Annotated in this window: 13 protein-coding genes; 3 read left to right on the top strand and 10 right to left on the bottom strand. The window is 62.9% G+C overall.

Annotation, left to right across the window (positions count from 1 at the left end; all coding sequences use genetic code 11):
• Positions 1–17: 17 nt before the first annotated feature.
• The 5 genes from QRN54_RS12425 to QRN54_RS12445 all read right to left on the bottom strand — a co-directional run bounded on the left by QRN54_RS12425 (position 18) and on the right by QRN54_RS12445 (position 5,151).
• Complete coding sequence (locus tag QRN54_RS12425; protein ID WP_285182084.1) at positions 18–1,925, bottom strand: alkyl/aryl-sulfatase; 1,908 nt, start codon at positions 1,923–1,925, stop codon at positions 18–20.
• 63 nt (positions 1,926–1,988) lie between these two features.
• Positions 1,989–2,315, bottom strand: a complete 327-nt coding sequence (locus QRN54_RS12430; protein WP_003939954.1) for an SHOCT domain-containing protein — start codon at positions 2,313–2,315, stop codon at positions 1,989–1,991.
• A 24-nt stretch (positions 2,316–2,339) separates the two neighbouring features.
• On the bottom strand, positions 2,340–2,768 hold the full coding sequence (locus tag QRN54_RS12435) for a DUF6325 family protein (protein ID WP_007732604.1): 429 nt from the start codon (positions 2,766–2,768) through the stop codon (positions 2,340–2,342).
• A gap of 70 nt (positions 2,769–2,838) precedes the next feature.
• Positions 2,839–4,110, bottom strand: a complete 1,272-nt coding sequence (locus QRN54_RS12440) for an MFS transporter (protein ID WP_007732605.1) — start codon at positions 4,108–4,110, stop codon at positions 2,839–2,841.
• Between the two features lie 45 nt (positions 4,111–4,155).
• Positions 4,156–5,151: an aldo/keto reductase gene (locus tag QRN54_RS12445; protein WP_285182085.1), complete on the bottom strand. Its 996-nt coding sequence runs from the start codon at positions 5,149–5,151 to the stop codon at positions 4,156–4,158.
• Positions 5,152–5,252: 101 nt separating this feature from the next.
• Between QRN54_RS12445 and QRN54_RS12450 the strand changes: the two genes are divergently transcribed.
• Positions 5,253–5,810, top strand: a complete 558-nt coding sequence (locus QRN54_RS12450; protein ID WP_042924783.1) for a TIGR03086 family metal-binding protein — start codon at positions 5,253–5,255, stop codon at positions 5,808–5,810.
• On the opposite strand, the gene QRN54_RS12455 is transcribed toward QRN54_RS12450, so the two are convergent.
• From QRN54_RS12455 to QRN54_RS12465, 3 genes are all read right to left on the bottom strand, one after another.
• Positions 5,807–7,081: an alkaline phosphatase family protein gene (locus QRN54_RS12455; protein ID WP_058037682.1), complete on the bottom strand. Its 1,275-nt coding sequence runs from the start codon at positions 7,079–7,081 to the stop codon at positions 5,807–5,809. The two genes, QRN54_RS12450 and QRN54_RS12455, sit on opposite strands and share 4 nt — an antisense overlap.
• Entirely contained in the window at positions 7,078–8,766 is a 1,689-nt protein-coding gene (locus QRN54_RS12460) for an alkaline phosphatase D family protein (protein WP_003939836.1), read from the bottom strand. Before QRN54_RS12460 ends, QRN54_RS12455 begins: the two co-directional genes overlap by 4 nt.
• A gap of 103 nt (positions 8,767–8,869) precedes the next feature.
• A complete protein-coding gene (locus QRN54_RS12465; RefSeq protein WP_285182086.1) occupies positions 8,870–9,103 on the bottom strand; it encodes a hypothetical protein in 234 nt (77 codons plus the stop codon).
• Positions 9,104–9,178: 75 nt separating this feature from the next.
• Between QRN54_RS12465 and ilvD the strand changes: the two genes are divergently transcribed.
• Complete coding sequence (gene ilvD, locus QRN54_RS12470; RefSeq protein ID WP_003940201.1) at positions 9,179–10,873, top strand: dihydroxy-acid dehydratase; 1,695 nt, start codon at positions 9,179–9,181, stop codon at positions 10,871–10,873.
• Positions 10,874–10,886: 13 nt separating this feature from the next.
• On the opposite strand, the gene QRN54_RS12475 is transcribed toward ilvD, so the two are convergent.
• Both QRN54_RS12475 and QRN54_RS12480 read right to left on the bottom strand, forming a co-directional pair.
• Positions 10,887–11,543, bottom strand: coding sequence for a S1 family peptidase (locus QRN54_RS12475; protein WP_007732621.1), 657 nt, complete (start codon positions 11,541–11,543; stop codon positions 10,887–10,889).
• A 74-nt stretch (positions 11,544–11,617) separates the two neighbouring features.
• The gene (locus QRN54_RS12480) at positions 11,618–12,337 is read right to left on the bottom strand and encodes a DUF6319 family protein (RefSeq protein ID WP_285182087.1); all 720 of its coding nucleotides are present in this window, start codon (positions 12,335–12,337) and stop codon (positions 11,618–11,620) included.
• Positions 12,338–12,543: 206 nt separating this feature from the next.
• Here QRN54_RS12480 and QRN54_RS12485 point away from each other — a divergent pair, with 206 nt between their 5' ends.
• Positions 12,544–13,644, top strand: a complete 1,101-nt coding sequence (locus QRN54_RS12485) for an adenylate/guanylate cyclase domain-containing protein (RefSeq protein ID WP_502944047.1) — start codon at positions 12,544–12,546, stop codon at positions 13,642–13,644.
• The last annotated feature ends 4 nt before the right edge of the window (positions 13,645–13,648 follow it).

The raw sequence follows: 13,648 nt of genomic DNA on the forward strand, positions 1-13,648 counted from the left end.
TCACGACTGATACAGCGCTAGGTCGGAGTGACTATCGCAAAGTTCGGATCCGGCTCGTCGAGGTATCCGGCAAGTTCTGCGAGCTTCGCCGCGTCGCCGGAAACCGAGATGGTTCCATTCGCAATCTCGGCACCCAAGTCCACACCACCGAGCAGCACACCGAGTAAGTCGCGCCGACTCAAACTGAACATCGCATCCACAGACCCAGCATCTGCAGACCCACCTTCCACGTCGAAATGGATCAGAACTCCGTTGCTGAGTTCCGTTCGGTGAACGATGTTTTCGTCAGTGATGTTCCAATCGACGACGATGTGCGAGCCCGCTGCGCGCACTCCATCCACGCGCAGCGATACTGCATCGAAGACTTGACTTACCGACAGCGCTGCGGTGATGTCGGGCGCCGCGGCAACCGTGGGCGTCCCCACTGAGCCGTTGCGCAGTTCGTATGCACCGGTGAGGTAGAAGTTCCGCCATGTGCCGTTCTCGGCGCCGTACCCGAGTTGCTCGAAGGTATCGGCCTGCAGATTCTTGGCCTCGACGTTGTCCGGTTCAGCGAAGACCACGTAGTTCACCACCTGCGCAACCCAGCGAAAGTCGCCGCGCTCGTACGATTCCCGAGCTTTCCGTAACACTTCTGCTGATCCGCCCATGAACTCCACGTGACGCTTGGCCGATTCGACGGGTGGATGCTCCCACAGATGCGCAGGGTTACCGTCGAACCAACCCATGTATCGCTGGTAGATGGCTTTGACGTTGTGACTGACGGAACCGTAGTACCCGTGCGTGTGCCACGCTTGCGCCAATGCAGTTGGCAGCTCGATCGATTCGGCGATCTCGAGACCGGTCCACCCCTGATTGATTCGACGAAGTGTCTGATCGTGAAGGTACCCGTAGAGGTCGCGCTGCAATGACAGGAACTCGGTGAGCCGTTCGGTCCCCCACGTCGGCCAGTGGTGGGACGCAAACAGAACGTCGGATCGTGAGGCGTAACGATTGATCGATTCCGTCAGGTACGCAGACCAGACATGAGGATCTCGTACCAGGGCACCGCGAAGCGTGAGCAGGTTGTGGAGAGTATGAGTTGCGTTCTCCGCCATACACAGTGCGCGCAAATCCGGGAAGTAGAAGTTCATCTCGGACGGGGCCTCGGTTCCGGGCGTCATCTGGAATTCGATCCGAACGCCGTCGATCGTCTCCGTGTGACCTGTCTTCGAGATCGACACCGTCGGCGAAATGAGCGTCGGTGTGCCGGTTGAGGTGGTCTGCCCCAACCCGGCTCCGACGCTACCTCGGGGACCTCGGGGTAAGGCCGCCCCGTACATGTAGGCCGCGCGTCGAGCCATTGCCGTTCCCGCATAGACGTTTTCCTCGACCGCGTGCTCCACGAGCCCGGTGGGTGCGACGATCACGCATCGCCCGGCGGCGACGTCGTCGTCGGTGGTCACTCCTTTGACCCCGCCGAAGTGGTCGATGTGCGAATGCGTGTAGATCACCGCGACAACCGGTCGATCACCACGATGCTCCCGATACAACGCGAGACCAGCGGCAGCGGTTTCCCGGGAGATCAGTGGATCGATGACGATGATTCCGGTATCTCCCTCGGTCAACGTCATGTTCGACAGATCAAGTCCGCGAATCTGATAGATCGAATCCGTCACCGCAAAGAGTCCCTGCTTGGCGACCAACTTCGACTGACGCCACAAGCTCGGATTGACCGTTGGCGGGCAGTCCTCGTCAAGGAACGCGTAGGAATCGTTGTTCCACAGGACTTTTCCGTCCGAATCGGAAACCAGCCCCGGATCGAGTGCGGCGACGAAACCCCGCTTCGCCTCGGTGAAGTCGGCGTCGTCGGAGAACGGTAGAGTCTCGGCGACTCGGGCGTTCGCGGCTTCGATTGCGGCCGATGCCGCACGTGGGTCGATCATAAGTCAGCCTTTCACGCCGAATTGCGGCAATGCGCATTGCCGCAATTGAAGAGAACAGCAGGGCTAGCTCAGCAACTGTGCCTTTGCCGCCGCGAACTCGGCATCGGTCAACACGCCGGACTGATGAAGCTGTCCCAACTCCTGCAGCTTGGAGACCAGATCGTCCGCGCCGGAAGGGGGAACGGACTGCACGGGGGCGACCTGCTGCTGCGGCGGCGGCTGTTGCTGCTGGTACTCCTGCTGATATTCCTGCTGCTGCTCGCTGGCCTTTCGTTGACTCCGTCGATCCATGGCGTTGGACGTCGCCTTTGCGGTTCCAGCCACTACCGCCGTGCGCGCCACCGTGCCGAGCAACCCCGGCCGCCCTCTGCGTCCACCTCGAAAAACCATGCCGAACTCCTTGGGTAATTGTCGCTACTGAAATGCTGCTTCGACCGCTGCGACGACTACCTCGCGCGGTATCTGAACGTGAAGGACTACGTCGCCGCCGCCACCGCGAACCGTCGACGCGAGCTCACGCGCCCACGTCTGCTCGTAGACGATGACTGCGGCGGACGTTCCTGGTTCGAGTGACTCACGGACCACGTCCAGGTCCTCGTCACTGATCAATGCCTTGGCTTCGATGGACAGAATCGCCAGTCCGATGTCGGTGAGATCTTCGTCGACGTCGATCTGCGACACCTGTCCGTCCGCGTCCTTGGCGATGTACACGAGGTCGAGCAGAGTGACAAAACCTCGTTCCACCACGTTCTGCAGCGCGGCGACAGCTTCAGGATCCACAGTTGAACCTGGGAATGCCAGCACCACGAGCTCGACCGGTCCGATGTTCATTGCGTCGTTCATCCATCAAGCCTGGTGGCTCGGACGCTTGGGAACCTCACCCGCAGGGGATGAATTACCCGATGCGATCGAGTTATTTGTTGCGACGAATGACTTCGCGAATCGGCCGTACGTGTACGCCTTCTGCTGCGAGGGCTCGCCGGGCTTTGCCTCGGGTGACGAGCACACCGACGATACCGAGAATCCAAACCGGATATTGCACCATCCAGGCGACACGGAATCCGTCGAACGTGTACCCGCCCATGTGTCCGAGGATGACGCCCATCACTTGAATCACGATGAGGGAAGCGAGGAATCCCCCGATGTTGACCATGCCTTGCGCGGTGCCCATCGCCGAACTCGGGTTCGACGTACGCGCGTAGTCGAAGCCGATCACCGAACCCGGTCCACCCACCGAGATGACGACCACCAGGATCGTCAACAACCAGAGCGGAGACGGTTCGCTTCGTGAAAGCACGATCGTCCACATGAGCGCGCTGGCGACCATGATGGTGAGAACCAACCACGATCGACGCATGGGATAGCGACCGGTGAGAATACCGAGGATCGGGCCGGCCACGATTGCCGAGATGACTGACAGCGTCAGCAGCGAGCCGACCGTCGTGGAGTCGAGGCCTTGAGCCGATTTCAGGTACGGCACACCCCACAGCAGCGCGAACGTCGTGATCGAGAACTGAGTCCCCATGTGGCTGAAGAACCCGAGTCGGGTGCCGGGCCGCATCCACACCGTCTTGATCTGTCGCCCGATCTCCTTGGCGCCGGCCGGCACGGCGACCACGTCGGCACCGGGAGGCGCGTCGCGGATGACACTCAACGCCAGCGCAAACGCCAACAGTCCGACAGCGGCAGCGCTGCCGTAGGCAAAAGTCCAGCCCGGTCCGGACAACAGCAACATGAACGGAAGCGCAGACATCACCTGGCCCAGCTGACCGAGGATGCCCGTGAACTGCGAGACCAACGGCACCTGCCGGGGCGGGAACCACTGCGGTACCAACCGCAACACCGAGATGAAGGTGAGTGCATCCCCGGCACCGACGGCAATACGTGCACCGATCGCGACGGGCAGCGATTCGGTGAAGGCGAGAGCCAACTGCGCGGACATCATGATGAACGCACCGACTGCGATCATGATCCGCGAACCGTAGCGGTCGAGGAGGACTCCCGCCGGAATCTGCATGCCGGCGTACACAACGATCTGCAGCACGACGAAGCTCGACAGAACGCTGGGCGAGATCGAGAACCGATCAGCAGCAGACAGACCCGAGACACCGAACGAAGTGCGGTGAAGCACGGCGATCACGTAGGCAAAAACACCGACACCCCAGACCAACCACACTTTTTTCATCGGGTCTGTATGTTACTCCTGTCTTTCGCAAGGCTCAGGACATGATTATTCGCGGCCCTGAGAGACCCAATTCAAATCAGCCGAACGGAAGCCTTCGGTGATCGCGGCGAGGGAGTCGAGGCGAGCGATCTGGTCTTCGCTCAAAACGATGTCCAACGCTCCGGCGTTTTCGGTGACTCGTGCAGCGAACCGAGTGCCGGGAATCGAAACGGAAGGCAACCCGTACTGGCGGCCCTTGGCATCGAGCCATGCCAGGGAAACCTGTGCAGGCGTCGCGCCGAGCTCCTCACCGACGGCGCGGACCACGTCGAGAACCTTCTGATTGGCGGGAAGTGCGGAGTCCGAGAAGCGGGGGAAGCGTCGGCGTAGGTCGTTGTCACTGAGCGTCGCCGCATCGAACGATCCCGCCAAGAAGCCTCGGCCCACAGGTGAAAAGGGCACGAACCCGACTCCGAGTTCCGCCGCGGTGGGTACTACCTTGTTCTCGACGTCACGGCTCCAGATGCTCCATTCCGACTGGATCGCCGCGATCGGATGTACCCCGTACGCACGACGCAGTTCGCCACCGGTAGCCTCGGACAGTCCGATGTTGCGGACCTTGCCCGCCTTCACCTGCTCCGCGATCGCGCCGACGGTGTCTTCGATCGGCACGTTCGGGTCGACCCGGTGCAAGTAGTAGAGGTCGACATGATCGACGCCGAGTCGTCCCAGAGACTCGTCGAGTGCCCGCGACACGTAAGCCGGGTCTCCGTTGATCCCGCGCTGACCGTTGGCGATGTTGCCGACCAGACCGAACTTGGTCGCCAACTGCACTTCGTCCCGGCGGTCTTTGAGAAGCTCTCCCACCGCACGCTCACTCGAGCCCTCGCCGTACACGTTGGCGGTGTCGATGAACGTGATCCCGATGTCCACCGCATGGTGCAGCGTGGCGAGCGCCTCGGCCGGATCCACCGGGCCGTAGACCGGGGCGACGGACATCGCGCCGTATCCCTGGGCGCTGACAGTGAGACCTTCGGCCAGAGTGACGGTGGGGACGGTCATGAAAACTCCTCGATTCGACTGAGCGACAACCCCGACAGTCTTCACCGAATCGAAGCCTCACGCACCGATTAACGTCACGCTGATCGGGTTACCCTCGAGTGATGGCATTCGATTGGCTCGAACTCGTACTCACCGCCCACCGCGAATTCGGTTCACGACTCGCTGCGGTCGAGGACTGGAACGCACCCACGCCCGACTCCGACTGGCACGTCGAACACCTCGTCCGCCACGTCATCGAGGAGCAGCAGTGGGTACCGCCGCTCCTGGCCGGACTGACGGTCGGCGAGGCGACACCGGACATCGTTCCCGTCGGGGACGACCTGTGGACCGAATGGCAGAAGTACTCCGATGCCGCAATCAAAGCGTGGAAATCGACGGACCTCAGTGCCCACGTTCACCTCTCGTACGGCACGGTGAAGGTGGAACCCTATCTGCGCCAGCAGACCTCGGACGTCACGATCCACACCTGGGACCTTGCGCGAGCGGTCGGAGCAGACGAGCGGCTCGATCCAGACCTCGTCGAGGCCGTCTGGTCCGACCTCGACGGGCAGCGCGACATGCTCGCCGAGAGCGGACTCTTCTCCGATCCCGTCGACCTCCCGGACGATGCGTCGTTGCAGGACAGACTGATTGCCCTGACCGGTCGCGATCCTCGTTAGACGTTCAGCGACACACCCGTCGTGCGGGCGACGCCGTCCCAGCCGCCGGCAGGTGCACCGAGGCCGAGCAGAGCCGCAACCGTCGGCGCGACGTCGATCGTGCGAGCCTGCGTGTCGATCTTCCGTCCACCGTCCAGAGCGGGATGTCCGCCGCTGAGGAAGAACGGAATGGGCAGTGTCACGAAGTGGCCGTGGTTGCCGGGAATCGGGTTGGACAGTGGAGTCGGATCACTGAACCGCCAGCCCTGAGCGCAAAACGCAACGACGTCACCGGCATTGGTGCCGAGATCGAATTCGGCGGGGAGGTGGCTGGATTCGACGCCGTCCACACCATCCACGATCTGCTGAATCCGGCTGACGGCTTCCGCCCGTTCGCCATCGGGTCCGACGAAGTAGATCAGGTCTGCGCCACCGTTCTGGGCGATTCGAATCTTGCCTGCCAGCAACGGGTCCGCGTTCAGCGGTCGATCCAAGCCGATGAGCCGCGCGGGCTCCGACCAGTCCATCGAGTGGTCGGCCAACACGATCAGAATGCTCCGATTCCAGCGACCCGTGTCATGAAGGAAGTCGACGAAGCGGCGAACCTGGTTGTCGGTGTTCTGAAGTGCAGCCGTGCGAGCGATCCGGATGGACGGACCGGACAGATCCAGGTGCCCGACCCGATCGACGTCACCGAGGTTGGTGAATGACAGCCGCGGCGAGTTCCCGCCGACGATACGGATCAAGGCGTCGATCGTGAAGTTGTCCGGCGCATGCTCGGTACCGGGAACGAGCGGCTGCGGATCCCACACCAGTGAGGCGCGGTCACCGAACAGCCCGTGAAGGTAGCGCTTCGACAGCACACTCGCAGTGGTCAATCCGAGTTCGGTGCGTACCCGATCCAGAACCGTCGATGCCTGCAGGTCGGAAGGCCGATCGAGGTCACGCTTCTTGTCGATGGCCGGATCGTAGACGGAGTTGGCGGGTACGCCCGAACGCGCCGGCAGCACTCCCGTCATCATCGCCGTGTGGTTCGGCAGCGTCTCTGCGATCGTGATGGCGCTGGCGTCCGGGTAGTGGATACCGCCGGCCGCAAGCCCGGTCAGCGTCGGGGTGAGCTCCGATCGCAGCTCGTCCGGCCGCATGCCGTCGACGACTATGACATGCACGTCCAGGTCTGGGATTCCGGCGCTGGTGGGAACACTCGCGCGAGCGGGCGTTCCGAGCAATGCCGTTCCGGCGACAACACTTCCACCGATCAGAACGCTACGACGCGAAACTTCGATACTCACTGGTCGACTCCTGGTCGGTACGAGGCCTGATCGAGGGCGGCCGAGGTGGGTGAGACTCTACTGCCCGCGCCTGCCGGAAGACGGTAGCTCACGGCGTAGTGCGCATTGCTCTGCGGATTGGTGAGATCGTCGACGTAGTACCAGTCCATCTGAGTACCTTCGCGGGCAATTTCGAATACGCCGTAGCCGTGCGAATCCAGTTCGACGTACCGCACGTGGCGGTTCACGGCCTTGAATGCTTCTTCTGCCGCAACGGTTACCGTGCGCGGTGGCACTTTCAGCATGTCGTCGATATTGGGCGACGTCACCGACGGGACGACGAACTCGGCGCCGACGGTCGGCCCACCCGGATAGTTGGCGGCGTTGGTCGGTAGGTCGCAGGCCCATGACGTGTGGATGTCACCGGTGATGAAGACGGTGTTGTCCACACCGTTCGAGGTGATCGCGTCGAAAAGCCTGGTGCGGTCGGCGGTGTACCCGTCCCACTGATCCGTGTTGTACGGGACACCGGCCTGCGGCACACCCACCAGTTCGGTCAACGCCGCGGTGGTCGCCGGTTCCAGCGGCGGGAACACGCAGGGCGTGATCATGACCGGATTGCCGACGACCTTCCACTGCGTCGGGGAGGTGACGATTCCGTTGGTCAACCAATCCATCTGTGCGCGTCCGGTAATGGTGCGCGACGGATCGTCGACCTGCTTCATGGTCGGTTGCTCGTCGCGGTAAGTACGCAGATCGAGCATCGAGATCTCGGCCAGATTCCCGAAGCGGAACCGACGATACAGCTGAACGCTCGAACCACTACCCGACGGGCGGACAGGCATCCACTCGAAATATGCCTTGGCCGAGTTGGCCTTTCGATCTGCCCAGTCACCTTCGACACCGGGAGTGTGGTTTTCGGCGCCGTCCCGGTACGCGTTGTCGGCCGATTCGTGATCGTCCCACGTGGTGATGAACGGGAGCTTCAGGTGCAGAGCTGCCAGATCCGGGTCTGTCTTGTACTGCGCGTGCCGAATTCGGTAGTCGGCCAGCGAAATGATCTCGTGGGCCGGCTCGTGAAGGCGAACGGATCCGTTTCTCGCGCCGTACTCCCCCTGCCCGTACTCGTAGATGTAGTCACCGAGGTGGATGATCGCGTCGAGGTCTTCGCGGAATGCGAGGTGACGATAGGCACCGAAATACCCCGCCTCCCAATTGGAGCAGGACACCACGCCGAAGCGGAGACGATCGAGATCTGCCGAGTTCGACGGAGCCGTACGGGTGCGGCCCACCGGAGAAACAGCCGAACCCGCAGTGAATCGGTACCAGTACGTCGTCGACGAATCGAGTCCGGTGACGTCGACCTTCGCGGTGTGATCGGAATCCGCCGAAGCAGCAACACTTCCGGACGCAACGACGCTCGCGAACCCCTCATCGGTCGCGACCTGCCAGTTGAGAGTCACCGCCGGCCCGACGCCGGAACCGGGCGTCGCGTCTGCCGTCGGGGTGATGCGGGTCCAGATGATCACCGCATCCGGCAACGGGTCACCGGATGCCACGCCGTGCGCGAAGCCCGGGCTGCCACCCGGAACCTCGGCACCGGCGTGGCTCGCCGAAGCGACACCGAGACCTACTGCGCCGGCGAGGGCCGCCGATCCCTGCAGCAGGCCACGTCTGGATATTCGATCGAAGGCATTCGTGTGCACGCTAGGAGTGAACCCGCACCTGAACGGGCGTTCAAGAGAGCTTCGGGATGTTCACCCAGGCTTCGCCTGCGCTTCTCTGGAAGTTTGATCGAGTCGATCCCGATTACAACCGGTAATCGAGGGCCGAGCCTCGAACCACACCGACCTTGACTCCGATGTAACCGCCGAGTGCACCCCCGGCCGCGATCAGGATCCAGAACGCCGGCGGAAGCAGAGCCTCGGACCCGTCGACCTCGGAGAACGCGGAATAGCCTGCGATCAACGCGCCGAACAGGATGGGCAGTATCAGCAGAGCGGCAAAGAAAGTCATCCACACCGATACGACGAGTCTATTCACGACGGACGGCGTTTGTCGGCAAGTCGAGTCGCTCGTCTGCCGGAAACACACCCCGCTGACGCCTATGCTTGGAAAATGACCGAACCCGACATCAAGCCCAGAAGTCGTGACGTCACCGACGGACTCGAAAAGACCGCAGCGCGCGGCATGTTGCGTGCAGTAGGAATGGGCGACGACGACTGGGTCAAGTCGCAGATCGGCGTCGCCTCGTCCTGGAACGAAATCACGCCATGCAACCTGTCCCTCGATCGCCTGGCCAAGGCCGTCAAGGAGGGCGTACGGGAAGCCGGCGGGTTCCCTCTCGAATTCGGCACTATCTCCGTCTCCGACGGCATTTCGATGGGGCACGAGGGCATGCACTTCTCCCTCGTCTCCCGTGAAGTGATCGCGGACAGCGTCGAGACCGTCATGCAGGCCGAGCGTCTCGACGGATCGGTCCTTCTCGCCGGCTGCGACAAGTCGTTGCCCGGCATGATGATGGCGGCGGCCCGCCTCGACCTCGCCAGCGTGTTCCTCTACGCCGGCTCCACCCTCCCCGGCGTCGCCAAACTTTCCGACGGCAGTGAGCGGGAAGTCACCGTCATCGACGCGTTCGAGGCGGTTGGCGCCTGCTCGCGTGGGCTGATGAGCCGCGCCGACGTCGACACCATCGAACGGGCGATCTGCCCGGGCGAAGGCGCGTGCGGCGGCATGTACACGGCAAACACAATGGCGAGCGCCGCCGAGGCCATGGGAATGTCGCTGCCCGGCAGCGCTTCACCGCCCGCACCGGATCGTCGCCGCGACGGCTTCGCCCGCGAGAGCGGCAAAGCCGTTGTCGAACTCCTGCGTCGAGGTATCACCGCGAGGGACATCCTCACCAAGGAAGCGTTCGAGAACGCCATTGCAGTAGTCATGGCATTCGGCGGATCCACCAATGCGGTGCTCCATCTCCTCGCGATCGCGCACGAAGCGTACGTCCCGCTGACGCTCGACGACTTCGCTCGCGTCGGCGCGAAGGTCCCGCACCTCGCCGACGTCAAGCCTTTCGGAAAGCACGTCATGACGGACGTCGACCGTATCGGCGGCGTCCCCGTGATCATGAAGGCATTACTCGACGCGGGACTCATGCACGGAGATTGCCTGACCGTCACCGGTAAGACCGTGGCGGAGAATCTCGCGCACATCACCCCGCCCGATCCGGACGGCAAGGTCCTGCGGGCGATGAACAAGCCCATTCACCCGACCGGAGGCATCACGATCTTGAAGGGGTCACTCGCGCCCGGCGGCGCGGTGGTCAAGTCGGCAGGATTCGAGTCTGATGTATTCGTCGGCACTGCACGGGTTTTCGAACGCGAGCGCGCCGCGATGGATGCTCTCGAGGACGGCACCATCACCGGCGGTGACGTTGTCGTCATCCGCTACGAAGGCCCGAAGGGTGGTCCCGGCATGCGCGAGATGCTGGCCATCACGGGCGCGATCAAGGGCGCGGGTCTCGGCAAGGACGTCCTGCTGCTGACGGACGGACGATTCTCGGGCGGCACCACCGGCCTGTGTGTCGGACACGTTGCGCCCGAGGCCGTCGACGGCGGTCCCATCGCGTTCGTTCGCGACGGCGATCAGATCCGGCTCGACGTGGGTACCGGACAACTCGAATTGTTGGTCGACGACTCCGAATTGGAAGCCCGCAAGAAGGGCTGGGAGCCGTTGCCGCCTCGCTACACACGTGGTGTGTTGGCCAAGTACTCCAAGCTCGTGGGATCAGCCTCGGGTGGAGCAGTGTGCGGCTGATCCCAGCCCGCCGCTAGATCGGCCGGTACCCGGCGCCGACACCTCCGTGGGCATTGATCGTGTCCACGATGGAGGTCATGTTGGTGCCGAGTTCCGGCCCCAGGCACGGCACCCAGAGGTAGGCGTTGACCATCGCGACCAGCGTCGTCCCGACCGTGACCGGGGCTCCCGAATCACCGTGGTCGACGCAGATCTGAGTCCAGGTGGATGCGTCGGCGCTCAGGTCTCCCCAGACGACGCCGCAGGTCGTGCCCGTCGTACGGCCTTCCTTGCAGGCTGTAGCCGGGAAGCTGGCCGGAGCGCCGATCGAGGTGATGGTTGCCGCGCCCACCGTTCGAACTGGTGTGACCTTGCCCGGATCGAACTGGATGACCCCGTAGTCCAGGTCCGGGTTCGACTCGACGAACGTGCCGACCACGCCTGCGTCCTCGTTGCTTTCCGGGATCACGAACGATCCAGGACCACCGCAGTGACCTGCGGTGATACCCACGAGTCTGCCGCCGTTGTCGTGACCGATAGTGGTCAACGTACAGACCAGCTGATTGTCGATGATGATGCCCGAACCACCACCCATGGGCGTGGGTGCAGCAACAGCGTTGCTGCTGACGATGAACCCGAGTCCGAGTGCCAAGACCAACGCTGCCAGAGCCGAAACAATTCGCTGCAACATCACAATCTCTCCGCCGGTAATCTCCCCGCTGCAAAAAACGCATACCCCGGAAAGTGCGGACCTACGCAGCGTTTCTAGTCGGTAGCTCCGAGCGCTTCGAGCATCTTGCGTGCCTCCTCGAGCTGACGACTCAACTCGTCGACTCGCGCTGCAGCCATGTCCCGTGCAGCGACGATGATGGACTCGACAGCCTCGATTGCGGTGGGCTCACCCAACTCGCGGACAGCTCGCTCGACCGCATCGGGTGCGACCGGAACTGCTTTGCCCGGACGCTTGGCGCCCTGTGTGACCGTCACGCTCCAGTCGTTGTCCGCGCCCGCATGGATCGTGACGCTGATGCCGGCCGGCAGTTTCTTCGCACGCTTGACGGCCGGACGAGGTGTCGCGGCAGGGGCAGCAGTGGTAGTCGGTACCGGAGCGGGTGCAGGCTGCGCACGCGGCTTCGGTCGAACAGGCTCTACGAGTGGCTCCATCAGGGGCTCGGACTCCACAACTGGTTTGGGCCGTGGCGCCGGTTTGGCCGATGCCGCGGAGACGCGGTTGATGCGCAATTCCTCTGCCTCGAAAGGCAATTCGTCGTTGACGCCTTTGGGGCGGATCATCACGGTGTTGCCGTCCACCGACACGACTTTCGCCGAGGTACCGGCTTCGATCCCCAAGCTGGGAGTCGCCTCGCGCAGATAGACGGTGGCGCGCTTGCCTTCGGCGACAGCCGTGGCGAGCGCTGCCAGATTGTCCGCAGTGAGGTGATCCGGCGTTGATGCGGCAGCGCCGGAACGTCTACGGGGTGGCATGCGCAGGTCCTTTCAGAAGTATCTCGTGCATTTCGGTATCGACAGTGCTTTTCTCGGGGCAACTCTTGCACAAGCCACCGACGTGTTGACTCTCACCGCCCGCCTGAGCCCGAGGATCCGTAGACGGTTCGGCCAATTCAGTACTGTTCTCGGGGCACCGCGTGGAAGATGGTGGACAGAAATTCGTTGCGGCAATAAGGAGCACGGTGAGCAGTTCGGAGTCAGAGTGGATCAACGAGGTCACCGAACCCGCCCCTGCTGAATCTCACGTTGCCGAACCTCACACCGCTGATCCGGTCGACGTCGATGCTCATCTGCTCAGCCGGATTCAAGCCGACATCGAGGAGTCCCTCCTCGGCGGACCGCGCTGCTTCACGCAATCGCAGATCGCGGAATTCGCCGGTGTGACACGCGAGCGTGCCGATCGTTTGTGGGTCGCGATGGGCTTTGCCGTCGACGAGGATCCCGACGCCGTCATGTTCACCCAGCAAGACGCCAACGCCCTCAAGACGATCATCGACATGGTCAATCGAGGAGTCATCTCGCAGAGCAGTGAGGTGGCTGCCGCCCGTTCACTGGGGCAGTCGATGTCGAGGTTGGCTGAGTGGCAGGTCTCGCTGATCAGCACACACATCGTCGACCAGCTCGCCGACTCGGCAGATCACGAGCCCGAAGCGATCCGGAAGATCGTTCTGCGCCTCGGCGCCGAGATCATTCCCGCTGTCGAATCTCTGCAGACGTACGTGTGGAAGCGCCACGTCGCGTCGTCGACGGGCCGCAACGTCGGAAACCCGGGCGAAGAAGTAGCGAGTCGTGTTCTGGTCGTGGGTTTCGCCGACATCGTCGGGTACACCTCGCTGACCCGCGGCCTCGACTCCGCCGAACTCAACGATCTGCTCGAGCGGTTCGAGTCCGCGTCCACCGAAATCATCGGTCGCAACTACGGCTGGGTGGTCAAGACCGTCGGTGACGAGGTCATGTTCGCCGCTGAAAGTCCCCACCACGCCGCCGAGATCGCTTTGCAGATCCAGCAGGCGGTCCTCGCCGATCACGACGATCCGCAGCTTCGGGTGGGTCTGGCCATGGGGCCGACGTTGGTTCGCTTCGGAGATCTCTACGGTTCGGTGGTCAACAAGGCCGCGCGTCTCACCAGCTCTGCTCGTCCCGGCACCGTGCTGATCGACTCCGAGTTGGCCACCCAACTCGGCTCGGACGCCAATTTCAAACTGCGGCACCTACGTCCGCGACGAGTGCGCGGCATCGACAGGCTCGAGCAGTACGTGCTACGCCGCAATCTGGAGCCGTGAGCTC

Origin of the sequence: Rhodococcus sp. MEB032 (genome assembly GCF_030208925.1) — a bacterium.
GTDB lineage: Bacteria > Actinomycetota > Actinomycetes > Mycobacteriales > Mycobacteriaceae > Rhodococcus_F > Rhodococcus_F qingshengii.